The following is a 21,884-nucleotide window of genomic DNA, read 5'->3' as shown; positions in this document are numbered from 1 at the left end:
GAACTCGCCGCGTTTCTTCGCTGCTTTCACCCAGTTCCCTAACGTTCCGTCACCGATTCCAAGATCTCGGGCAATTTCGGCTATCGGCTTACCCGAGCTGATGACCAACTCTACGGCCTCGGACTTAAACTCAGGGGTGAACTTCCGCCGTGTCGAACCCATAACAGTTTTCTCCTTGCAGACAATCATTCCACTTCGATGACTGTCTACGGAAGCGGTCGTCCTCCAGTGTGCGGTCTGCCGGCCATACCGGAATTCGCTTCGTTTGTGGCGAGGTGAACGAGCAGTTGTCCGAGACTATGGTTGATCGTGATATCGCCGCACATCCAGTCCTAGTGAGAGCTCCGACCCCAGTAAGAGGAAGGCCACCACATGTCCGGATCCGAGACGTCGACTCTGGTTGTGCTCACGACCGGAAAAGAGGCCTTCGTTCGGGCGAACGCGATACTGCAGATGACCCTGATGGTGCGCAAGACCGGCAGAATGCCTGTGGAGCTGCTGCTGCTTGGTCCCGGAATCGAGATTGTGCGGTCGAACCAAAAGAATTCCCCGCAGTTTGAGCAGCAGCTGACAGAGCTGCGCCAGGAGGGTGTGCAAGTCGCCGTCTGCGAGGTATCACTGGCAAGTCTGGGGCTCACCCGAGACCAGATGTTCGACGCTGATGTGGTCAAAGGTGGGGTTGAAGTAGGCACCCGGATCATGCAGGGGTGGAATGTCCTTACCTTTTAAGCCTTTTCGGTCTTCTCAGCAGCGGTCGTCTGGCGGCCGGCTCCCGGCGGCCTTAGCCGGCCGGCACTGTTGTACCAAGAGAGAGGATCTATTGTGAGTCCAGCCAAGCCGAAGGTGGTGGTGTTGGGCAGTAGCTTCGCGGGGCTAACGACTGCCCGTTTTATCCGGGAGCACGCCGGTGACAGAGTGGATGTTGTGGTCGTCGACCGCAATCCATATCTCACGTTCGTGCCGAACATCCAGATGGAGGTCTTTGCCGGTCACGATCCGTTGGAGACGATGCTGCTTTACACCCCGGCCATCCATGCAAAGGACGCCAACACGTTTCTGAACGCCGAGGTCGTGGCGCTCGACCCGGATGCGCGTCGAGTGCAGATCGTGCCCAGCGACCGTCCCGGTTCGGCGCCGGAGAGCCTGAGTTATGACTATCTGGTGGTCGCGCTGGGCTGTCGTCTTGCCTATGACCAGATCGACGGGTTCGGCGACCACGGCGACACGGTATCCAGCGGGTTCTACGGCAACAAGCTGCGCCGACGGCTGGCGGCCTACAAAGGTGGCCCGATCGCGATCGGCTCGGCCCGATTCCATCAAGGCCTGCAAGACAAACCGGACTGGCTACCGGTGGGCCTGGCCGCCTGCGAGGGTCCGCCACTGGAGCTGGGCCTGGGCATGGCGCACTGGCTGAGCACCCACCACCTTGGGGACGCACAGAAAATCACGTTGTTCACCCCGGCAGGCATGATCGCCGAAGACGCCGGCGAGGCGATCGTCACACCGTTCCTCGAGATGGCGGCCAAGAAGGGGTTCGGTTACCTTAACAACGCCCAAGATGTGCGGCACGTTCACGCCGACGGGATCGAATTTGAGTCCGGAGCAAGCCTGGACGCCGAGATCAAACTCATCGTCCCCGACTGGGTGCCGCACCGGTTCCTGGTGGAGCTGTCGATCACCGACGAACGCGGTTTCGTGCTGACCGATCGCTGGATGCGCAACCCCACCCACCCGGAGATCTTGGCGGTCGGTGACGCCGCGGCCCTGACCGTCCCCAAGCTCGGCAGTCTCGGTCACCAGCAGGCCGAGATCGTGGCACGTCAGATCGCGATCGCCGTCGGGGCACTCGGCCATGGCGACACCGGCGCCGACTATCAACCCGAAATCCTCTGCTTCGGCGACATCGGCGGCTTCCAGGGCTTTTACATCCACTCCAATACTTGGTACGGCGGGACGACCAGCGTGTTCAAGATGGGTTACGCGCCCTACGCGATGAAGCTGGCCTTCAAAGAGATGTACTTCCGCACCGGCGGCAAACCCCCAGCTTTCGGGGTACCCGCCACCCACCTGCTCATGGATCACTTTCCCGGCGAATAACACACGGGTTCATTCTCGCCAACCATGCTGATCGAATAGCGTTCTGTCATATGACGGCCAGCGGCGACGATCGGCTCGATGTCAGCCACGTCCGCGCGGTGATCCACGTCGACGACGCCGATATCGGGCGCCAGCGCCTAGCATCGGGCAACGTGCTGAATCTGCTGGACGACACGGCTGTGGCCAGCGCCGACATCGAGATTGTGTTCAACGGTGCGGCGATCTGGGCGCTGACCCGCCAGTCTGCGTTAACTGCTGAGCTCGCTCGACTGCAGGCGCGAGGCGTCGCGCTTCTCGCGTGCAACGATTCGATGCGCACTGCCGGCGTCACCGTCGATCAGCTCATCCCGAATGTGACCGTGGTCCCTTCGGGGATTTCGCATCTCGTCGGACGCCAGCACGAGCAATGGGCATATATTCGGCCCTGATTTACGGGGAGCAGGAACAGGGTGCAGGCAAAGAATCGTCACCTTCTGCGCGAAGAGTCTTGGGGCGGGATGGCGTTGGTCTCAGGCCCAGCCCCGGCTGTTGGTCTGGGCCGAACGAGCTGCGGTGAACTCGAGGTCGCGGAGCGCCGCGAGTGGCTGGTGGCAAACGGCCGGGGTGGCTATGCCTCCGGGACGGTGGCCAACATGCTCACCCGGCGGGTATCACGGCCTGCTGGTCGCTGCGCTCTCGCCGCCGTTGGGGCGCACCGTCATGCTGGTGAAGACGGACGCGACACTCACCTACCGCGGATCGTCTTACGACTTGTTCGCCAACCGTTGGAGTGACGGCGCGGTGGCTCCGGCGGGTCATCGGCTCATCGAGCGATTCTGGCTTGATGGCACGATCCCGGTCTGGCGGTTTGCTTGCGGGGATGCCCTGGTGGAGCAGCGTATCTGGATGGAGCCCGGCGCGGATACCACCTATGTCCAGTACCGGATGGCCGCGGCGCGCGAATCCGCCATCATCGGCATCAAGGCCATCGTCGATTATCGGGATTTCCACGGTCGGACCGGGGCGGGTCAGTGGGAAACCAGCTACGAGATGATCGATCAGGGGGTGCGGATTGTTGCTTTCCCGGGTGCACGACCGTTAATCCTTCGGGCCAGTGCTGGTGACATTTCGATCGCCAATCACTGGTACTACGGTTTCGAATTGGCGCGTGAGCGGGGGCTGGCGGACCGCGAGGATCATCTGCACGCGGTGACCGCGCACGCGGAGGTCAAACCCGGCGAGAACTTCATCCTGGTGGCGAGCACAGATGACGCTGCCCGGCCGGACGCCACCGCACTGGATCGTCGACGCGGCTACGAGACGGGTCTTCTCGATACCTGGTCGGCTACTCGGCCCGACAACGAGTCCCCACCCGCGTGGGTACGTCAATTGGTGCTCGCAGCTGACCAGTTCATCGTCGCCCGCCCAACTGATATGGGCACGGATGGACGAACCGTGATCGCCGGCTATCACTGGTTCGGCGATTGGAGCCGCGACACGATGATCAGTCTGCCCGGTTTAACCCTCGCCACCGGGCGGGCGACCATTGCTAAAAATATCCTTCAGACATTCGCCGGTTGTATCAGCCAGGGCATGCTTCCTAATCGATTCCCCGACCGGGCCGAGACCGTGATGTATAACACCGTCGACGCCACACTGTGGTATTTCGAGGCGATCCGCGCCTACTATGAGTCGACAGGTGACAATAATTTCCTCAACGGAATTTTCCCCATTCTCGACGATATTATCACCCAGCATTTGCGCGGAACCCGCTATCGCATCAAGGTGGACGAGGCCGACGGCCTGCTCTACGCGGGACAGCCAGGCGTCCAGCTCACCTGGATGGATGCCATCGTCGACGGGCAGGTCGTCACAGCCAGGATCGGTAAGCCGGTCGAGGTCAACGCACTTTGGTACAACGCACTGGTAAGCATGGCGCGTTTCGCTGTGCGACTGGGCCGGCCGGTGGCCAGATACCAGGATCTAGCCGCCAGGGCGTTGGCGGGATTCGAGCGGTTCTGGAATCCCGGCATGGGATATTGCTTCGATGTGCTCGACGGTCCAGCCGGCAACGAGGACCGGCTACGGCCCAATCAGATTCTCGCGGTCTCGCTGCCCGCATCTCCGCTTCCTCCTGATCGACAGCGCGGCGTGGTGGACGCATGTGAGCGCTTCCTATTGACTTCGGCGGGATTGCGTAGTCTCGACTCCTCCGATCCGGATTACCGGGGAACCTATTGCGGGGACCAGTTCCACCGCGATTCGGCTTACCATCAAGGTACTGTCTGGGGTTGGCTTTTAGGACCGTTCATCCAGGCTCATCTGCGTGTTTATCACGATGTCGATCGGGCCGAGTCGTTTCTGTGGCCCTACATCGATCTTGTTCGCGCCATGGGGCTGGGCAGTCTCAGCGAGATAGCCGAGGGCGACCCGCCGATGCGCCCGGTGGGTTGTATCGCTCAAGCCTGGAGCGTCGCCGAGGCGCTTCGCGCGTGGGATCTCGTCCAGCGGGCTCACCGCGCCGGACTAACCTCGTCCCCCAATTCCGTCCAAACTTAGGTGATCGGTAATGACGAGCCAACCAGTCAACCACACGGCCGAGGAGCGGCGGCTGGCCGAGGCCAAGCAGGTCGAAACCCTCACCGGCGATGCCACAAAGGCGATCAACTGGCGTCTGTGGGGTACGTATCTGAGCGATCGCCAATGGGGAACCGTCCGCGAGGATTACAGCCCGGACGGGACCGCATGGGACTACTTACCCCACGATCATGCGCGGTCACGCGCTTATCGCTGGGGTGAGGACGGCCTGGCCGGCTTCTGTGACCTCAAACAGCGGCTCTGCTTCGCTCTCGCACTGTGGAACGGCGTTGATCCGATTCTCAAGGAGCGGCCCTTTGGTCTGACCAACGGTGAGGGCAACCATGGCGAGGATGTCAAGGAATACTATTTCCACCTGGACAATACCCCGACACACAGTTACGCGAAATGGCTCTACAAATATCCCCAACAATGGTTCCCCTATACCGATCTCGTTAATGAGAACGCCCGACGCAAGGCCGATCCGCACTCGTTCGAATATGAGCTGCTCGATACCGGCTGCTTCGCCGATAATCGCTACTTCGATGTGGTTGTGGAATTCGCTAAGAAGTCCCCCACCGACATTCTTATCCAGATCAGCGTCACCAACCGCGGTCCAGAGGCCGCCGTAATCCACGTCCTGTAAACATTCAGCCCCGACGTTGACCTGTGGTTCGACTTGTGTGATTGCGCCCCGCGGCGCCCCCGCCGGAATGGTTGGATTCGGTGGTGGCGGTCGGGCCGCTGTCGCGCCGCGGTCAGGCCGGGGCTGGGTCGGGTGGCATCCAGGGTTGGCCGATGATGGCCTCGCGCAACGTGCCGAAAGTGTTGCGGCCGTGCTTGGCCGCGGTGGACAGGTAGCCGCGGATGCGGTAGCGGTCTTCGGTGCGTTTCTCGCTGGTGAGCCGCCCGGAGATGTTCTGCTGGATCTTGGCCGGCCGCAGGTCGCGTTCGGCCTGGTTGGAGGTGGGCGGCACACGCAGGTCGAAGGCGAAGCGCAGCGTGTCGGCCTCGCGGTCGCGCAGGGTTTCCAGCAGCAGCCGAGCCTTGCGTTCGCCCGGACGGTCGCCGCCGCTGGTTGTCTCCGAAAGCCCTACCAGCACTCCGTGTTTGAACTCGCCGACAAGGTTGTCACGCACGGCGGGGTCGATGCCGTCGGCACCGGCGGCGCGGGCGAGGTTGGCCTGGTGGATCAGCGAGCGCAGCGCCCGAGCGACCTGGGGCGGCCATTCCGCGTCGGGGTAGACCTCGCCGGCATCGCCCAGATCCCGCCCGAGGTGCTGACAGCACAGCTGATGGGTGTGATCGCCGAGCGCGGCAGAGTCGTAGTTCTGGTAGCGGTCGTGCACGAGCACCGCGCCGTCCAGCTCGGTGATCACGGACCTCTTGAACGTGTCCAGATCCCGGTCGCCGACCAGATAACTGGTGCACCACTCGGTGCAGGCGACCAGCAGATACTTCTCGGCCTTCTTCCGGCCGAGCTTGGGGGTCCTGGGTCCGACCCGCAGCGGGGTCTCGTCGCAGCACACCGCGTACGCCAGGGTGATCAGGGCGCGGATCCGTTTGTCCACCTCGGCCAGCAACGCGGAGGCGCGCGCGAGCATGCCGTGCACGAACCCCACCGAGGGGGCGGCGCCGGTCAGCGAGTCCAGCAGCTCCACCACCCGGTGCGCGGGGATGAACTGCACCACCATCAGATACACCGCGAGAGCCTGCAGGTTCGGCCCGTACCCGACCGGCCCGGACCGGGCACCGTCGGGGCGGGTCGCGGTGTGCACCCGGCCGCAGCCGCACATCACCCGATGCTGGTCGTACTGGGTGATCCGCACTTCGATCGCGGGGATCTCGTGCTGCTGGTAGCGGTCCACGATCCCCAGATCCGCCGCCCCGGCCAGCTCCGCGCCGCACCCGCACCGCCCCTGCGGGAACCGGTCCACTCGCTCAGCCGGGCCGTCGGTCCAGGCCAGATGCGTCCCCGGGGCTCCGGGCTGCTTGCCCCTCTTCCGCCCCGACCCGCTCCGACGCTTCGGCTTCACCGGCCGACGCCACCGGCCCCAACAGCCGCGGCTGTTCACCGAGTACCACCACGTCGCTGATGTCGCGGCCGCCATCGGCGATCGATACCGCCACGTCGCGCAGCACCGCGCCCCGGTCGTGGACCACTTCCGGGCGCGACACCGCCGCCGACAACCCCGCGGTGAGTCCGAGCCCATCGGCCAGCATCCGCGGCAGTACGCACCCGGCGTGCTGCGCCACATCGTCGCCGCGGACCTCGACTCGCAGATTCTTCGACCAATCACTGATAGCCTGCATCTGTCAGGTGCACTCCCGTGTCGGGTACCGGAACCATTAACACTCCGATTATCCTTGCGGCAGTGCACCTTTCGTGTTAGCGACACCCACCAACACCGAGTTAGTTGAAAAACCGAGGCCGACAGCCCCGCAAGGGTCGACCGTGATCGCCGTGCCACGACGAGGCACGGTACCACGGATATTAAGAATAATAAGGGTTACTTAAGCTAACAGTAAGGTCGCTGGCAACGTCGGAACAGGCGTGGACGGCTGACCTTCCCACCGCAAAGTGCTGACCTGGCCAACCCCGCCACGTAAGGCCAGGGCCTACCGCGGTGCAATGGGAGCCAGGCTCGGGAACCCAGGCGGGCTTGTCATCTGCAAGCTCTTGCGAAAGAAGCGGCACCGAGTTCGTCGAACGCAGCCTCTCGTTGTTGCAATCGAAGGAGCGTGATGAACTGGGAGGTCAGAGGATAAAGGACCGGCTCCCTGCGATAAGTGAACTGCGGGGAGGATGTCAACGAGTGATCCGCACCGAGCCCACGTTGATTTCGGAGGCTCGCGTGGGGCGACTGGACCCGGTCTGCCGGGCCGGCGCGGGCGGCGGCGCGCGCCTTGCCCCATCCGCCGACTGCGAGGCGGACCTCGGTTGTGACGACGACGTCCAGGTCTTCCACGACGCAGCCCGTGGTGTCAACCCGCATCTTGCTGGCCACCGCCTTCGCCTGCGCGCACGCTGTCTCGGGTCCAGCGGCCAAGCGCGCCGCAGCGGCCAGCGCGGCCAAATCGGCCGCCGCCTGGGCCCGGTGGCGGGCTACCACCGCAGAGCCCAGATACACGCCGCCGCCGGCGATGGACAGCAGCACAGCGGCCATCGCGGCCGCGACTAGGGTGGCTGAGCCCCGTTCACCGCGGCGGCTCCACAGCCGACACACCGGTAGCCGTGATTCCCAGCGCCGGCAGCACATTCGACCGGGCGGTGACCGTCGCAACGACGAACTCACCGTCTCGACGCAGCTGCACCAGGGCTCCGCCGGGCGCGATACCGCGCGCGGTGGTGATCGCCGAACGCTCATCGCCGCGCGCAGCCAACCGGGCGGCCTCCCGGGCGGCGTCAATGCAACGCAGCTGCATGGACACCGCGGCGACACCGGCCAGGCACAGCACCAGCACCGCGACCAGCGTGACGACGCCCAGCGCGGCCTCCACGGTGCTCGCGCCGGCATCGTCGACTATGCCTTGGTGTTGAGCGCGCGGGCGATGATGTTGGTCAATGCCTTGACGATGGAGTCGCCGGTCACCACCGTGTAAAGAACCGCAGCAAACGCCGCCGCCGCGATCGTCCCTATGGCGTACTCGACCGTCGACATCCCGGCCTCGTCGACCGCCAAGACGATCGCACGCGCGCGTAGCACCCGAAACTTGTTGACTATCTTCATTTTTCCTTCCTCGGTAACCACGTCTAGAGCCCGCCGTCATAGCAAGCCCGACTGCAGTAGGTCGCCGGCCAGCCCGGCTACCACCGGAACAATGCCCAGGCACACGAACGCGGGTAGGAAGCACAGTCCGAGCGGACCCGCGATCAGCACCGCGGCACGCTCGGCAGATGCCGTGGCACCGTGCGCGGCGTCCTGGCGACAGTGCGTGGCAAGCGCGGCCACCGCCTCGGCCAGCGCCACACCCGATGCCGAAGACCGTCGTGCCAGCCGCAGCAATGCATCGGTCTGCTCGTCCAGGGAACCGGGCGGCAGATCCGGCGGCGCCGCCCATGCGATAGCGGGGTCGGCACCCAACGCCAGCAGATCGGCGGCGCGACGCAGCACCCGTGCCAGCAGTGTCGGCGCCGAGGGCGCAGTCGCTGCCGCAGCGCTCGATACCGCCATGCCCGTCGCCAAGCACACAGCCAGCACGTCCAGGGTCGAGGCGACGGCCAGTGGATCCGGGCCGCGCGTCGGCCGTTGCGGCGTCCCGGGCGTGCGGGCGGCCATCATGGCCCGCGCCCGAACCCTCGACGGCCGGGCACCGCTCAACAGAGCGAAGGCCAGCAGCAGCGCGGCCGTACTCATGAGCGCGGCTCCTCCCCATCGCTTCGCTCCGCATCGTCGCCGACGCGAGTCATGATGCCGCCCCATCGGTGATGCGGTCCGACCACAGCAGGCCGCCGCAAACCAGTACCGTCCCGGCCACCAGCAGCCAGCCCCCGGCCTGCCCGGCCAGCAAGAACCCCACCGGGTCCGCCCCGACGACTTGGCCGAACAACACCGTCAGCATCGGCAGGCCCGCCAGGATCGCCGCGGTGGCACGGGCACCAGCCATCGCAGACATTACATGTCCTGAAAACCGATGCCGCTCAACGATATCGCGCTGCGCCGCGCGCATTAGGGCCGACATCGCCAGACCGTGTTCGGATGCCAGCTCCCAGCACACCGCTAGCCGATCCCAGTGCGCCGGCAGCGCCGAGGTCTGCGCGACGCTGCGCAATCCGGCGGTGACGTCGGCGCCCAACCGGGCCCGAGCCGCCACCGCTCGGCACGATTCCGCGACCGGGCCGGCCGTTTCGTTCGCCGCGACCGCGAACGCCTGAGCCGGGTGGGCGCCGACCCGCAGTTCGCCGACCAACACATCGATCGCGGTTTCCAGCTGCCGGGCCTCATCCATGCCGCGACGGCCACGGCGCCGGCGGCGGTAGCGCAAGCCTGCGGTTGCAGCCAGCGCCGCAGTCGCGAGAACCGTTGTCGGCGGCAGCAATACGGCACCGCCAGCCGCAGCACAGACGGCACACCATCCGATGACCCGCGGCGGCAACCACGTGCGGCCGCGATCAGGGCGCGCAAGTCGGCGACGCGGCGATCCCGGTGATACCAGCACCGCTGCTGACAATGCGAGCGCCGCCACCGGGGCGGTCATCTTGACGTCCTGCTCTGCATCAACAGGCGCAAGCTCGCGACCTCATCGGTTAATCCGCGGTCGGCATGCCACACAGTGACGGCGCCGACCCTTCCATCGCTTTGACGTAGCACGGCAATTTCGTTCAGTCGCCGCTGGCCGGTGCGATCACGCGCAACATGCAGCAGCACCTGAACGGCCGCCGCCAGCTGACTATGCAGCGCACCGCGACCCAGTCCGCCGAGAGCGCCCAGCGCCTCCAAACGAGCTGGGACCTCGCCCGGATTGTTGGCATGCACGGTGCCCGCACCGCCGTCGTGACCTGTGTTCAGCGCCGCCAGCAGATCGACGACTTCGGCGCCCCGAACCTCTCCGACGACGATGCGGTCCGGGCGCATCCGCAGCGCTTGCCGAACGAGTTGACGGACCGTAACTTCGCCGACGCCTTCGACGTTGGCGCAGCGCGCGACCAACTTGACCAGATGGGGATGCGGCGGGGCCAGCTCAGCGGCGTCCTCGACGCACACGATCCGCTCGTCCGGCGCCACCGCGTTCAGCATCGCCGCCAGCAGCGTCGTCTTTCCGGCGCCGGTGCCACCGGACACCAAAAACGCCAACCTGGCGGCGATGACGTCAGCGACCAGCGCGGCGGCCGTGGGCGCGATGGAGCCCGCCGCGATCAGCGCGGGCAAATCTTGGGTGGCCGGCCGGAGTACCCGCAACGACAGGCACGTGCCGGCGACGGCGACCGGTGGCAGCACGGCATGCAGCCGGACCGCGAAGCCGCCAGCGCCCACCCCGGTCAGCTGACCGTCCACCCACGGTTGCGCGTCATCGAGACGGCGACCCGCCGCCAACGCCAGCCGTTGCGCCAGGCGCCGGACGGCGGCTTCGTCGGCAAACCGAACATCGGTGCGCCGCAAACCATTTCCATCGTCGACCCACACCGCGTCCGGCGCGGTGACCAGCACGTCAGTGGTGCCGTCCGCGCACAACAGCGGCTCGAGAATCCCGGCGCCGGTCAACTCCGTCTGCAGTACCCGTAGGTTGCTCAACAGCTCCGTGTCGCCGAGCACCCCGCCGGATTCGGCCCGAATTGCGTCGGCCACCACTACGGGACGCAGCGGAGCGGATTCCGTTGCCAGCCGCTCACGCACCCGGTCGATGAGCGAACCGGTCATGCCGCCCTGCTTTCCATCGCACCCACCGGCCGTGCCGGCAGCACATCCAGGACCCGGCGAGCCGCCGCCGCCAGCGCAGAGCGTAGTGATAGCCGCAGACCGCCGTGTTCGAGCTGCTCGGCCAGCCGCGGGTACGGCCTCATCGAGGCCAGCAGTGGCACGGCGGCGATCTCGGCCACCTCCTCTGCCCGCAGCCCACCCGGCGAGGGGCCACGCACCACCAGCCCGACGTTGGGATTGATGGCGGTAAGCACCGCCGCGATGGTCGCCGTGGCCGCACACGCCCGCACATCGCAAGGGCTGACTACGACGACGAGATCGGCGGTGTCCAAGGCAGTTTGGGCGGCATCAGTTAGTCGGCGCGGAAGGTCGCAGACCACAGTCGCCCCGCCACGGCGGCCGGCATCGACGACGGCGTCCACCGCCGCGGCGTCCAGTTCGTGTCCGCACCGAGTGCCCGACAGCATGCAGATCCCGCGATGGCGCGGCAACGCCTCCCGCACTGACGACCAGTTCAGCCGCCCGCCTTGCAACGCCAAGTCGGGCCAGCGCACGCCGGGGGTGGTCTCGCAACCCACCAGCAGATCGATGCCGCCGCCCCAGGGATCGAGATCGATCAGCAACGGATCGGTGGTGACGTGTGCCAGCGCGGCGGCGAACACCGACGCGCCCGCCCCGCCACGCCCACCGATAACTGCGACGACCTCGCCCCGCGGGCGGTCGTCCCGCGTGCAGTCGCCGGCATCGGCGAGCGCGCGGACCAGCTCACGCTCTTGGATCGGCAGCCTGAGCACCTGCCGGGCGCCCACGTCGACGGCCGCGGCCCAGGTCGCCGACGCCGGTTCGCCGCCCGTCACCACGATCACGTGTGCGCGGCGCGGCAGTCCAGAGCGTGCGCATCCGTGCGCCGCGGCCTCGTCGAGCACCACCGCCGCGGCCGCCGACCAAGTTTTCCGGCTGATGGGCGAGGCGCCCCCGGTGTGGACGACCCGTACACCGACGGCGGCCGCAATCCGGTCGACGTCATCGCGCAATGCGGGTTGAGCTACGCCGGCGAGGATTCCGCGGATGCCGGCAGAGGTGGTCATTGGGCCACCGTGCCCTGGCATGCTCCGGCGCCGCCAGTCGCAAACGAGGATTTGTGGACAACGTCTGATCTGTGCACAACGCGGAACCGCAACCCGGCAAAGCCCGCGGGCCGCGGCGACGGCTGTTACCCGACAAAAGGGACGACCCCCGCCAGGGGGGGAGGAGGCGAGGGTCGTCGTGTATCAGCCCCGGGGGGTCGGGCTGATACACCCTCGGCTAAGCCGAGTACTGGTTACTATACACATGACAGCATCTTGCAGCGCAAGAGCCGTTTTGGTTGTGCACACGGCTTTTGGTCGCGTCGCGCGTGCGCCGTGCCGCCGTCGCGAGCAACCGAGCCGTCGTTGACCGGGCATTTTGTGCGCCATGTGCGTTTTGTCGCCTTTTCCCCCTATGCTGGGGCGGTGACCGTCCCGCACTCGGCCGCTGACCAGCAAACATCACCACCAAGCACCGGTCCCAGTCCGCGCACCGCCGCATTTTTCGATCTCGACAAGACCATCATCGCCAAGTCGAGCACGCTGGCGTTCAGCAAACCGTTCTTCGATCAGGGATTGATCAACCGGCGGGCCGTGCTCAAGTCGAGCTACGCCCAGTTTCTGTTCCTGCTGTCCGGCGCCGACCACGACCAGATGGACCGGATGCGCATCCATCTGTCCGCCATGTGCACCGGCTGGGATGTCGAGCAGATCAAGTCGATTGTCAGCGAGACTCTGCACGAAATTGTCACGCCGCTGGTGTTCGCCGAAGCCGCAGACCTGATCGCCAGCCACAAGCTGTGCGGCCGCGATGTCGTGGTGGTGTCGGCATCTGGCGAGGAACTGGTGGCACCGATCGCGCGTGCGCTCGGCGCCACCCACGCGATGGCCACGCGCATGGTCGCCGAGGACGGCAAGTACACCGGCCAGATCGCGTTCTACTGCTACGGCGAAGGCAAGGTGCAGGCCATCCGCGAGTTGGCCGCGTGCGAGGGCTACCCGCTCGAACATTGCTACGCCTACTCCGACTCGATCACCGACCTGCCGATGTTGGAAGTCGCCGGGCATCCGAGCGTGGTCAACCCTGACCGCGCGCTGCGCCGGGAAGCGGCTGCCCGCGGCTGGCCGGTGCTGGCGTTTTCGCGGCCGGTATCGTTGCGCGACCGTATTCCGGCGCCGTCGGGAGCTGCGGTCGCCACGACCGCGGCGGTGGGTGTCAGCGCGCTGGCCGCCGGGGCGCTGACTTATTCGCTGCTCCGCCGGTTCGCGCTGTAGTCGCCGTCACCGGTCGTAGCAAACTCATTCGGTAACCCGGCAGGCATATCCCGTGCGCGCTTTGAGGGTAATCGACTCCCTGATTGACCCCGTCAGGCAACAAGTCTTTAGTGTGCCAATATGTCTGCGGCGCTGGCGGGCGCGTTGGTGCCTGCGGCGCTGGCGGGCGCGTTGGTGCTGGAAGCGTTGGCACACACTTGACCCCGAAAACACCCGCAGTAAGGGGCTAGCTCACCCAGGTGAGGCACGTTTGACTCTTGATGTGAGCAGGGTCACGTAGTACAAAGGAGTCACGGAAGCCCGATGAGGCCAAGATCGTTCCGGAGGAGAAGGCTCGATCTCCCGAACTGGGCGACCCAGCACGGTTCCCGGCACCCACGCGGAGTCACAGCCGCGAAAATGGCAGAAGTGTTGCGGGCCTGCGTGATTGCGAGGAGCGGACGACGTCGACGACCCTTTGGGTGGGGTTGCCGCCGGAAGCTTCGCAAGATCGCCGAGGCCAACCCACGCAGCCCGGAGTTGCACGCTTGGTAACCGAGTCCCGTGCTGGCGGGCGGCGAGCCGAAATCCTTCGGATCGTCGCCCGCTTTGTCCGTCTGGACCACGCGTGCGGCAACCTAATCGGTAAGCGATTCGGCGATCAACAGTGCCTCTTGTGCGCCGTCGCGCATCGCGCGGCAACACAGCACCAACCATGCAGCCATCCCGTTGGGCGTTCCGGCGGCGAACGCGCGGGCGGCGTCGCGGTAGTCCGCGGCGCGACGCATCCAGCCGACCTCCGGTACGCCCAGTCCGTGGGGGTCGAGACCGGTGGCGATGGTGACCAGCCGCGCCACGGCCCGGGCAACCACACCGTCTGCGCTGCCGAACGGTGCCAGGGTCAGCAGTTCACCGTGGGCAACCGCGGCGATCACCGGGGCCGGCGCCCGGCTACCACCGGTGACGACCTTCGCGAGCAGTTCGAGGCGGGGCCCGACATCGGGCTCGGCGCGTGGGCGGCCCAACCGGCCCTCGTCGACCTGGTCGGCGGCGGCGAGCATATGCAGCCGCGCCAGCGCCTGCAGCGGCGCACGCTGCCATACGCCGACCAGAGTGGTCTCGCCGCCTTCCAGCGCCTGGGCGACGCGCAGCGCACCGGCGAACACCGGATCGCTGGTCGCCGAGACTTCCAGTTGCTCATCGTGTTTCAACCCGCCGCCGTCGAGCACGGCCGACGCCCTCGCCGCGCGCAGCGCCGCCTCGGCGGCGGTCACCGGCCAGCGCCGCAAGTTGGCGCGGTGGCGATGCGCTCGGCCGAGCGCATCGCGCGCCTGGTCGCTGGCGTCGGCGACGCCAGGAAGCGCCATCAGCGGCGCCAACGGGTCAGAACTCACGAGCTTTGACCATAGGGCCTACTTGATTGCGGCGACCCGCCGCGCCCGGCTTCGCCGCGCTTGCGATCGCCGCCCGGGATCGCCGCCAACAGCTGACGAGTGTAGTGCTGCTGCGGGCGGGTGAAGACCTGGTCGGTGGCCGCGTGCTCCACCACCCGGCCGGCTTGCATCACCAGCACCTCATCGGCGATCTCTCGGATGATGGCCAAGTCGTGACTGATGAACAGATAGCTCAGGCCCAGCGCCTCCTTCAGCTCGGCAAGCAGGTCGAGTATCTGCGCCTGCACCACGACGTCGAGCGCGGAGACGGCTTCGTCGAGAACCAGCACCTGAGGCCGCAAGGCCAGGGCCCGCGCGATCGCGACGCGTTGCCGTTGCCCGCCAGACAACTCGCGGGGCCGCCTATCCAGTACCGACGACGGAAGCGCCACCTGTTCGGCCAACTCTCGAACGGCCGCGCGCCGCTCGTATCGGTGACCGACCCGGTGGATGCGCAGCGGTTCCTCGATGGTCCGAAACACCGTGTACATCGGATCCAAGCTGCTGTAAGGGTTTTGGAAGACCGGCTGCACCCGCCGGCGAAACGCCAGGGCATCGCGTCGGCTCAGCGCAGCAACGTTTCGGCCGTCGAAAGTCACCGTACCGGAAGTCGGCGCCAGCAGGCCAAGCGCCATGCGCGCCAGGGTGGATTTGCCAGATCCGGATTCACCCACGACTGCCAGCGTGGTCGCTTCGCGAAGGCGAAACGACACACCGTCGACGGCATGGAATTGCTCTTTGCGCCATGGCTTTCCGCGGGTTGGCCGGTAGACCTTGGTGAGCTCACAAGCGATCAGGAGGGCGTCGTCGTCGGCCTTCTCGACGGGCGCTGCGTCGCTGCGCCGTGGCTCAGTCGACGTCCCACCGGCAGGATGCACCTGTGGTGCGGCGGCGACCAGTTGCCGGGTGTAGGGGTGCTGCGGGTCCGTCAAAATCGATTGCGCTGGCCCGGTTTCTACGACGTGGCCGCGGTGCATGACGTAAAGCTTCTCGGCGCGCTCGCCCGCCAATGCCAGATCGTGGGTGATCAGCAGCAGCGCGGTGCCCAATTCCGCTGCCAGCTGCTGCAGATGGTCGAGCACCTGCCGTTGCACGGTGACGTCCAGTGCCGAGGTTGGTTCGTCGGCGATCAGCAGGCGCGGCCGGCCCGCCAACCCCATCGCAATCAGCGCCCGTTGACACATCCCACCGGAGAGCTGATGCGGATACCGTCCGGCTTGAGTCGGGGGGTCCGGCATGCCCGCGTCATCGAGCAGCTGCAGTGAGCGTTGCCCCACGCCGCGGATATTGTTGGCGCGCAACGCCTCCCGTATCTGAAAACCAACCTTCCACACCGGGTTCAGGTTGGTCGCCGGGTCCTGTGGCACATAGCCGATGCCAGTTCCCCTGATCGAGCGGAGCCGACGGGGATCCGCCGATGTCAGGTCGATGCCGTCGAACACGATGCGGCCGGCGGTGGTTCGTCCGCCCGGTGCGAGCAGGCCGAGAATCGCGGCGGCGGTCGTCGACTTTCCCGAACCCGATTCACCGACAACGGCGACAGTCTGCCCGCTGTGCACCGACAGCTCGACGTTGCTGACGGCGGGAGCGTCGTCGCCGAACCGGACTTCCAGACCCACGACGCTCAGCAGCGGCTGATCGGCGGTCGTCACCGGGAATCCAGGACATCGCGCAGCACATCGCCCATCATCAGAAACGCCAGCACTGTAAGGCCCAGGGCGCCAGCGGGATAGAACAGGATCGGTGAGCCCGCCCGTAGCCTTGTCTGTGCCACGTTGATGTCGCCGCCCCATGACACCACCGACGGCGGCAGCCCCACGCCGAGGTAGGACAACGTCGCTTCCGTCACGATGAACAGCCCCAGCGAGATGGCGGCGACGGCGATCACCGGGCCAAGAGCGTTGGGCACTACGTGGCGTATCAGAACCCCGAATCTGTTCAACCCCAGCGCCTGCGCGGCCAGCACATAATCGCTGCCACGCACCGCGAGCACCGCACCGCGGGCGATCCTGGCCACCTGCGGCCAACCGAACAGCCCGAGGATCGAGATCACTGTCCACACCGTCCGGTGATGCATGACCTGCATGAACACAATGGCCGCCAACAGCAGTGGGATTGAAAAGAAAACATCGGCGAGACGGGAAACAACCACCTCAATCCAGCCGCCGTAGAAGCCGGCCAACGCTCCCGACACGCCACCGACAACGAAGACCAGCAGGGTGGCGCCGACGCCGACGGTGATCGAGGCGCGGGCGCCATATACCGTGCGGGCGTAGATGTCGTGGCCCTGCAGGTCGGTGCCGAACCAATGCGCCGCCGACGGTGGCAGCAGGCTCTGATACGGGTCGGCGTAGCCGGGATCGGCTGACGTGAACAGCGCCGGGAATACCGCCAACACGAGAAAGAACACGATCAGTGCGGCCGCGATCACGAATTTCGGGCGCCGCCGCAAGCATCGCCAGCTATCACGCCAAAACCCTGTACCGCCATGCATTTCGGCGCTGTCATCAGCCATAACGGATCCTGGGATCCAGCGCAGCGTACAGCAAATCCACCACCAGATTGGTCACCAGATAAATCACCACCAGCACCGTCACGATCGACACCACCGTCGGCGCCTCCTGACGGGTGACCGCCTGATAGAGCACTCCCCCGACACCATGAATATTGAAAATGCCCTCGGTGACGATTGCCCCGCCCATCAACGCCCCGAGGTCGGCGCCCAGGAAGGTCACCACCGGGATCAGTGAGTTGCGCAGGATGTGGATGGCGATGACCCTGGGCCGCGACATGCCGGTGGCCGTCGCCGTGCGCACATAGTCGGCGTGCGCATTGCCGGCCACCGCAGAACGGGTCAACCGCACCACGTAAGCCAGCGATACCGATCCCAGCACCACACCGGGCAGCAGCAGCCGCGCGAACGTCGGTTGATCACCGACGGTGACCGCCGCAACACCCAGCCGGACCCCGAATACGAACTGCGCCAAGAACCCCAACACGAAAATCGGGACCGCAATGACAACCAGACTAGTGATCAGCACCGTGGCGTCGAAGCCGCGGCCTTGTCGCAGCCCGGCGATCACCCCGAAGCCGATTCCGAGGACTGCCTCCACTGTCAGCGCTATCAAGGCCAGCCTGATAGTCACCGGAAATGCTTGGGCGAGAACGGCACTGACCGGCAGCCCGGAGTAGGCGCGGCCCAGGTCGCCGTGGATAATGCCGCCCAGATAATGCAAGTACTGCAACAGGAACGGGTCGTTGAGATGATATTGGGCGCGTAGTTGTGCGGCCACCGCGGGACTCAGCGGACGATCACCGCCCAGAGCGGCAATTGGATCGCCGGGCAGCGCGAACACCATGGCATAGATCAGCAGAGTGGCACCGATAAAAACCGGAACCATGATCGCGATACGGCGAGCGATATACCAACCCATGTCAAGCCTTGACGACGCGCTCGTAGTCGGGCAGGCCATTCCAGGTCAGCGCGACGTGGCTGACGGCGGGTGATGTCCCGGCCACGCTGACCGTGTACCACAGCGGCACCACAGGCATGTCCCGCAATAGAATTCGCTGGGCAGCGTTGGTGAGGGAAAACGACTGCGGCAAGTCGGGCGCGGCTTCGGCCGCGGCGATGGCGGCGTCGAATTGCGGGTTGGAATAGCCGACGTCGTCAGCGCCCGCGCCCGTGACGAACAGCGGCTCTAAAAATTCCAGCATCGACGGGAAGTCGCCCTGCCATCCGGCACGGAAAGCGGTCGCTATGCCTCGGGTGGTGATCTGGGTGCGAAACGCGGCAAAAGTCGGCTGCGGCGCGCCGAGGGCGTCGATACCCAAAATGTTCTTGATGCTGTTGGCTACCGCGTCCACCCACTCCTGATGCCCGCCGTCGGCGTTGTAGGCGATCGCGTATCGGCCGGACCATTTCGAAATCGCGTCGGCCTGCGACCACAGCCGCCGCGCCCGGTCCGGATCGAAGTTGAGCGCTTCGTTGCCCTCAATGTGGGGGTCAAAACCGGGCAGCGAGCTTGCAGTGAATTCACGCGCCGGTGCGCGCGCTCCGGCATAGATCTGGCGGCAAATCTGCGATCGGTTGATGGCCGCCGAGATCGCGAGCCGGCGCAGCCTGCCTTCCTCGCCGCCGAAATGCGGCAATCGCAGCGGGGTGTCGAGGGTCTGATTCGCCGCTGCCGGTGCGCTGACGTAACGATCGCCCAGATCCCTGCGGTAAACGGACAGCAAGCTGGACGGAATCGTGTCCAGCACATCAAGATTGCTCGACAGTAAATCGGCGTACGCTGTGTCCAGATTGGCATAGAAGACGAAGCGCAGCCCGTTGTTCCGCGGCGCCCGGATGCCGTGATAGCCGGGATTGGGCACGAGATCCAGTTTGACATTGTGTTGCCAGGCGGCACCGCCCGGCGCATCGGCGAACTCGTAAGGGCCGTTGCCAATGGGATGCTGGCCGAAGGTCGTCATATCGTTGAACGCGGCAACCGGTAGCGGATAGAACGGCGAAAACCCAAGCCGCAGTTTGAAGTCGATGGTCGGTGCCTTGAGCCGCACGGTGAACTGGTGATCGTCGATGACGTGCAACCCAGACATTGTGGTCGCTGTCGGTTTCGCCGCTGTCACCTCGTCGAAACCGGCGATCGGGCTGAAAAAGCTCTGCTGCAGTTGGCCGTTGGCAGCCAGGGCGCCGTAATTCCAGGCGTCGACGAACGAGTGGGCGGTCACCGGTGTGCCATCGCTGAAGGTCCAGCCTGGCTTGAGAGTTATCCGGTAGTCGACGTCATCGCTGGTGTCGATCGACTGGGCAACCTCCAGTTCGGGCTCGCCCTTAGCGTCATAGGCCATCAGGCCCGCGAACACGCGGTCGATGATGCGGCCGCCGTTGATGTCGTTGGTGTTAGTCGGAATCAGCGGGTTCTGCGGCTCACCGGCGTTGACGATCACCATGTCGGTGCGGACATTGCCGACCCCGCAGCCGGCCAGCGGAGCGACAGTGAGCAGCATCGCCGTCGCCGCCACGACGCGTAACCGACGCAAGCCGTCCTCCTCCGATCAGCTCTGACGACTACAACCGTCTCACGGGGCGGGCTATCCGGTGCCCCGCCCGCCCCCTCAACGGCCGACTACGCTCGATTGTGTGACCGAGACGCAGACCCATGCACCGTCGCCGTCCGCGGAGTTCGCCGCGCGAGCCAACGCCGGCGACGAGCTATACCGCGAGGCCGAGCAGGACCGGCTGGCGTTCTGGGCCAACCAGGCCAACAGCCTGACCTGGGCAAAGCCATTCGACGAGGTGCTGGACTGGTCGCAGGCCCCGTTCGCCAGATGGTTCACCGGCGGAGCGCTCAATGTGGCCTACAACTGCGTGGACCGCCACGTCGAAGCCGGCAACGGTGATCGCGTGGCGATCCACTGGGAGGGTGAGCGGGTCGGCGAAGCCCGCGCCCTGACCTACCGCGACCTGCAGGCCCAGGTATGCAGAGCGGCCAACGCGCTCAGCGGTCTGGGCCTGGTGGCCGGTGACCGCGTCGCGATTTATCTGCCGATGATCCCGGAAGCCGTCATCGCGGTGCTGGCCTGCGCGCGACTGGGCGTCATGCACAGCGTGGTGTTCGCCGGTTTCACCGCAACCGCGCTGCGCGCCCGGATCGCTGACGCCCAAGCCAAACTGCTGATCACCGCCGACGGACAGTTCCGGCGCGGAAAGCCGGCGCCGCTGAAGGAGGCCGCCGACGAAGCGGTCGGCCAGGACAGCCCTGTCGAGCATGTTCTGGTGGTGCGCCGCACCGGGGTAGACGTCGGGTGGACGCAAGGCCGCGACCTGTGGTGGCATGACGTCGTCGAGACGGCGTCGCCGGAACACCACGCCGAGGCGTTTGACGCCGAACACCCGCTGTTCCTGCTCTACACCTCGGGTACCGCCGGAAACCCCAAGGGCATCGTGCACACCAGCGGCGGCTATCTCACCCAGTCGTCCTACACCCACCACTGCATCTTCGATATCAAGCCGGAAACCGACGTGTTCTGGTGCACCGCCGATATCGGCTGGGTTACCGGGCACACCTACAGCGTCTATGGCCCGTTGTCCAATGGTGTGACGGAGATTCTCTACGAGGGCACGCCCGACACGCCTAGCCGGCACCGGCACTTCGAGATCATCGAAAAGTACGGCGTGACAATCTATTACACGGTGCCGACGATGATCCGGACTTTCATGAAGTGGGGCCGCGAAATCCCTGACGCCCACGACTTGTCGAGCCTGCGGCTGCTGGGATCGGTCGGCGAGCCGATCAACCCGCCGGCCTGGCGCTGGTTTCGCAACGTCATCGGCGGCGACCGCACTCCGGTGGTGGACACCTGGTGGCAGACCGAGACTGGCGCAGCGATGATCTCGCCGCTGCCCGGCGTCGCCGCGCTCAAACCGGGATCGGCGATGGCGCCGCTGCCCGGTATCTCTGCGAAGATTGTCGACGACGACGGCAACGAGCTCATCCCCCCGTCGAGCGACGAGGGCGAGCACGTTAGCGGATACCTGGTGCTCGATCAGCCCTGGCCGGCCATGCTGCGCGGCATCTGGGGCGATCCGGACCGCTTCCGGGAGACGTACTGGTCGAAATTTGCCGAGCAGGGCTGGTATTTCGCAGGTGACGGCGCTCGGTACGACTCTGACGGGGCGATCTGGGTGCTGGGTCGCATCGACGACGTGATGAACATATCGGGGCACCGCATCTCGACCACCGAGGTGGAGTCCGCGTTGGTCGGACATTCCGGGGTAGTCGAGGCTGCGGTGGTGGGGGCGACCGACGACACCACCGGTCAGGCGATCTGCGCGTTCGTTGTGTTGCAAGCCGATCATGCCAAGACGATGGGCGAAGAGATTATCGACGAACTGCGCACCGAAGTGGCCAGGGTCATCTCGCCGATTGCCCGGCCGCGCGAATTGCACGTAGTGCCCGAATTGCCGAAGACCCGCAGCGGCAAAATCATGCGACGCCTACTGCGCGACATCGCCGAGGATCGCGAACTCGGTGACACGTCGACGCTGCTCGATCCGGCTGTGTTCGACGCGATCCGCGCAGCCCGGTGACGATGCCGCAGGTCACCCCCAG

22 protein-coding genes and 1 pseudogene are annotated in these 21,884 nt (G+C 65.8%); 8 read left to right on the top strand and 15 right to left on the bottom strand.

The features are described from left to right. Positions 1-21: 21 nt before the first annotated feature. Positions 22-162, bottom strand: a pseudogene (locus tag M5I08_RS01480) (transposase); the annotation flags it as partial. Between the two features lie 210 nt (positions 163-372). Here M5I08_RS01480 and M5I08_RS01475 point away from each other — a divergent pair. The 6 genes from M5I08_RS01475 (at position 373) to M5I08_RS01455 (ending at position 5,299) form a co-directional block, all read left to right on the top strand. Further along, positions 373-729: a DsrE family protein gene (locus tag M5I08_RS01475; protein ID WP_219070705.1), complete on the top strand. Its 357-nt coding sequence runs from the start codon at positions 373-375 to the stop codon at positions 727-729. Positions 730-822: 93 nt separating this feature from the next. Beyond that, on the top strand, positions 823-2,097 hold the full coding sequence (locus tag M5I08_RS01470; protein WP_219070706.1) for an NAD(P)/FAD-dependent oxidoreductase: 1,275 nt from the start codon (positions 823-825) through the stop codon (positions 2,095-2,097). 50 nt (positions 2,098-2,147) lie between these two features. Next, the gene (locus M5I08_RS01465) at positions 2,148-2,525 is read left to right on the top strand and encodes a DsrE family protein (protein ID WP_219070708.1); all 378 of its coding nucleotides are present in this window, start codon (positions 2,148-2,150) and stop codon (positions 2,523-2,525) included. A gap of 69 nt (positions 2,526-2,594) precedes the next feature. Continuing rightward, entirely contained in the window at positions 2,595-2,870 is a 276-nt protein-coding gene (locus tag M5I08_RS26445) for a glycogen debranching enzyme N-terminal domain-containing protein (RefSeq protein WP_370328613.1), read from the top strand. Further along, positions 2,797-4,635, top strand: a complete 1,839-nt coding sequence (locus M5I08_RS01460; RefSeq protein ID WP_370328553.1) for an amylo-alpha-1,6-glucosidase — start codon at positions 2,797-2,799, stop codon at positions 4,633-4,635. Before M5I08_RS26445 ends, M5I08_RS01460 begins: the two co-directional genes overlap by 74 nt. A gap of 10 nt (positions 4,636-4,645) precedes the next feature. Then, positions 4,646-5,299: a hypothetical protein gene (locus M5I08_RS01455; RefSeq protein WP_219070714.1), complete on the top strand. Its 654-nt coding sequence runs from the start codon at positions 4,646-4,648 to the stop codon at positions 5,297-5,299. Between the two features lie 112 nt (positions 5,300-5,411). Here M5I08_RS01455 and tnpC read toward each other — a convergent pair whose 3' ends face one another. The 9 genes from tnpC to ssd all read right to left on the bottom strand — a co-directional run bounded on the left by tnpC (position 5,412) and on the right by ssd (position 12,100). Continuing rightward, positions 5,412-6,590 carry an IS66 family transposase gene (gene tnpC, locus M5I08_RS01450; RefSeq protein ID WP_249763029.1) on the bottom strand — a complete coding sequence of 393 codons (1,179 nt, stop codon included), beginning with the start codon at positions 6,588-6,590 and terminating at the stop codon, positions 5,412-5,414. A 4-nt stretch (positions 6,591-6,594) separates the two neighbouring features. Then, positions 6,595-6,966, bottom strand: coding sequence for a hypothetical protein (locus M5I08_RS01445; RefSeq protein WP_249763028.1), 372 nt, complete (start codon positions 6,964-6,966; stop codon positions 6,595-6,597). Positions 6,967-7,319: 353 nt separating this feature from the next. Then, positions 7,320-7,820, bottom strand: a complete 501-nt coding sequence (locus tag M5I08_RS26440; RefSeq protein ID WP_307728207.1) for an Rv3654c family TadE-like protein — start codon at positions 7,818-7,820, stop codon at positions 7,320-7,322. A 31-nt stretch (positions 7,821-7,851) separates the two neighbouring features. After that, positions 7,852-8,154 carry a TadE family type IV pilus minor pilin gene (locus tag M5I08_RS01435; protein WP_219067000.1) on the bottom strand — a complete coding sequence of 101 codons (303 nt, stop codon included), beginning with the start codon at positions 8,152-8,154 and terminating at the stop codon, positions 7,852-7,854. A 23-nt stretch (positions 8,155-8,177) separates the two neighbouring features. Continuing rightward, entirely contained in the window at positions 8,178-8,384 is a 207-nt protein-coding gene (locus M5I08_RS01430; RefSeq protein WP_219066999.1) for a DUF4244 domain-containing protein, read from the bottom strand. A 36-nt stretch (positions 8,385-8,420) separates the two neighbouring features. Further along, complete coding sequence (locus tag M5I08_RS01425) at positions 8,421-9,011, bottom strand: type II secretion system F family protein (RefSeq protein ID WP_219066998.1); 591 nt, start codon at positions 9,009-9,011, stop codon at positions 8,421-8,423. Between the two features lie 49 nt (positions 9,012-9,060). Further along, positions 9,061-9,852, bottom strand: a complete 792-nt coding sequence (locus M5I08_RS01420; protein ID WP_219066997.1) for a type II secretion system F family protein — start codon at positions 9,850-9,852, stop codon at positions 9,061-9,063. Next, positions 9,849-11,012 (bottom strand): TadA family conjugal transfer-associated ATPase, encoded by a 1,164-nt coding sequence (locus tag M5I08_RS01415; RefSeq protein WP_219066996.1) that lies wholly within the window; start codon positions 11,010-11,012, stop codon positions 9,849-9,851. The genes M5I08_RS01420 and M5I08_RS01415 overlap by 4 nt, the downstream gene beginning before the upstream one ends. Further along, positions 11,009-12,100 (bottom strand): septum site-determining protein Ssd, encoded by a 1,092-nt coding sequence (gene ssd, locus M5I08_RS01410; RefSeq protein ID WP_219066995.1) that lies wholly within the window; start codon positions 12,098-12,100, stop codon positions 11,009-11,011. The genes M5I08_RS01415 and ssd overlap by 4 nt, the downstream gene beginning before the upstream one ends. Positions 12,101-12,505: 405 nt before the next feature. Between ssd and M5I08_RS01405 the strand changes: the two genes are divergently transcribed. Beyond that, positions 12,506-13,354, top strand: a complete 849-nt coding sequence (locus M5I08_RS01405; protein WP_219066994.1) for an HAD-IB family hydrolase — start codon at positions 12,506-12,508, stop codon at positions 13,352-13,354. Positions 13,355-13,971: 617 nt separating this feature from the next. Here the strand turns inward: M5I08_RS01405 and M5I08_RS01400 are convergent. The 5 genes from M5I08_RS01400 to M5I08_RS01380 are packed head-to-tail and all read right to left on the bottom strand — an operon-like array spanning position 13,972 to position 19,779. Next, positions 13,972-14,727: an oxidoreductase gene (locus M5I08_RS01400; RefSeq protein WP_249763027.1), complete on the bottom strand. Its 756-nt coding sequence runs from the start codon at positions 14,725-14,727 to the stop codon at positions 13,972-13,974. Continuing rightward, positions 14,724-16,418 carry a dipeptide ABC transporter ATP-binding protein gene (locus tag M5I08_RS01395; RefSeq protein WP_219067010.1) on the bottom strand — a complete coding sequence of 565 codons (1,695 nt, stop codon included), beginning with the start codon at positions 16,416-16,418 and terminating at the stop codon, positions 14,724-14,726. Before M5I08_RS01395 ends, M5I08_RS01400 begins: the two co-directional genes overlap by 4 nt. Beyond that, positions 16,415-17,260 carry an ABC transporter permease gene (locus M5I08_RS01390; protein WP_249763275.1) on the bottom strand — a complete coding sequence of 282 codons (846 nt, stop codon included), beginning with the start codon at positions 17,258-17,260 and terminating at the stop codon, positions 16,415-16,417. Before M5I08_RS01390 ends, M5I08_RS01395 begins: the two co-directional genes overlap by 4 nt. 13 nt (positions 17,261-17,273) lie before the next feature. Beyond that, positions 17,274-18,200, bottom strand: coding sequence for an ABC transporter permease (locus tag M5I08_RS01385; RefSeq protein WP_219066991.1), 927 nt, complete (start codon positions 18,198-18,200; stop codon positions 17,274-17,276). 1 nt (position 18,201) lies between these two features. Beyond that, positions 18,202-19,779, bottom strand: a complete 1,578-nt coding sequence (locus tag M5I08_RS01380) for a peptide ABC transporter substrate-binding protein (RefSeq protein WP_219067009.1) — start codon at positions 19,777-19,779, stop codon at positions 18,202-18,204. A gap of 133 nt (positions 19,780-19,912) precedes the next feature. Between M5I08_RS01380 and acs the strand changes: the two genes are divergently transcribed. Beyond that, a complete protein-coding gene (gene acs / locus M5I08_RS01375) occupies positions 19,913-21,862 on the top strand; it encodes an acetate--CoA ligase (protein ID WP_219066990.1) in 1,950 nt (649 codons plus the stop codon). Positions 21,863-21,884: the final 22 nt, after the last annotated feature.

Source organism: Candidatus Mycobacterium methanotrophicum, from assembly GCF_023515995.1.
GTDB lineage: Bacteria > Actinomycetota > Actinomycetes > Mycobacteriales > Mycobacteriaceae > Mycobacterium > Mycobacterium methanotrophicum.
The sequence above is the reverse complement of the archived record's forward strand: the minus strand, read 5'-3'. Positions and strand labels throughout refer to the sequence as shown.

What these genes read in the sequence shown, in the direction of transcription:
- M5I08_RS01430 (WP_219066999.1), bottom strand. Translation starts at nt 8,384, where the DNA reads ATGAAGATAGTCAACAAGTTTCGGGTGCTACGCGCGCGTGCGATCGTC.
- M5I08_RS01445 (WP_249763028.1), bottom strand. Translation starts at nt 6,966, where the DNA reads ATGCAGGCTATCAGTGATTGGTCGAAGAATCTGCGAGTCGAGGTCCGC.
- M5I08_RS01475 (WP_219070705.1), top strand. Translation starts at nt 373, where the DNA reads ATGTCCGGATCCGAGACGTCGACTCTGGTTGTGCTCACGACCGGAAAA.
- M5I08_RS01380 (WP_219067009.1), bottom strand. Translation starts at nt 19,779, where the DNA reads ATGCTGCTCACTGTCGCTCCGCTGGCCGGCTGCGGGGTCGGCAATGTC.
- M5I08_RS26445 (WP_370328613.1), top strand. Translation starts at nt 2,595, where the DNA reads ATGGCGTTGGTCTCAGGCCCAGCCCCGGCTGTTGGTCTGGGCCGAACG.
- M5I08_RS01390 (WP_249763275.1), bottom strand. Translation starts at nt 17,260, where the DNA reads ATGCATGGCGGTACAGGGTTTTGGCGTGATAGCTGGCGATGCTTGCGG.
- M5I08_RS01415 (WP_219066996.1), bottom strand. Translation starts at nt 11,012, where the DNA reads ATGACCGGTTCGCTCATCGACCGGGTGCGTGAGCGGCTGGCAACGGAA.
- ssd (WP_219066995.1), bottom strand. Translation starts at nt 12,100, where the DNA reads ATGACCACCTCTGCCGGCATCCGCGGAATCCTCGCCGGCGTAGCTCAA.
- M5I08_RS01385 (WP_219066991.1), bottom strand. Translation starts at nt 18,200, where the DNA reads ATGGGTTGGTATATCGCTCGCCGTATCGCGATCATGGTTCCGGTTTTT.
- M5I08_RS26440 (WP_307728207.1), bottom strand. Translation starts at nt 7,820, where the DNA reads ATGGCCGCTGTGCTGCTGTCCATCGCCGGCGGCGGCGTGTATCTGGGC.
- M5I08_RS01465 (WP_219070708.1), top strand. Translation starts at nt 2,148, where the DNA reads ATGACGGCCAGCGGCGACGATCGGCTCGATGTCAGCCACGTCCGCGCG.
- M5I08_RS01455 (WP_219070714.1), top strand. Translation starts at nt 4,646, where the DNA reads ATGACGAGCCAACCAGTCAACCACACGGCCGAGGAGCGGCGGCTGGCC.
- M5I08_RS01425 (WP_219066998.1), bottom strand. Translation starts at nt 9,011, where the DNA reads ATGAGTACGGCCGCGCTGCTGCTGGCCTTCGCTCTGTTGAGCGGTGCC.
- M5I08_RS01460 (WP_370328553.1), top strand. Translation starts at nt 2,797, where the DNA reads ATGCTGGTGAAGACGGACGCGACACTCACCTACCGCGGATCGTCTTAC.
- M5I08_RS01420 (WP_219066997.1), bottom strand. Translation starts at nt 9,852, where the DNA reads ATGACCGCCCCGGTGGCGGCGCTCGCATTGTCAGCAGCGGTGCTGGTA.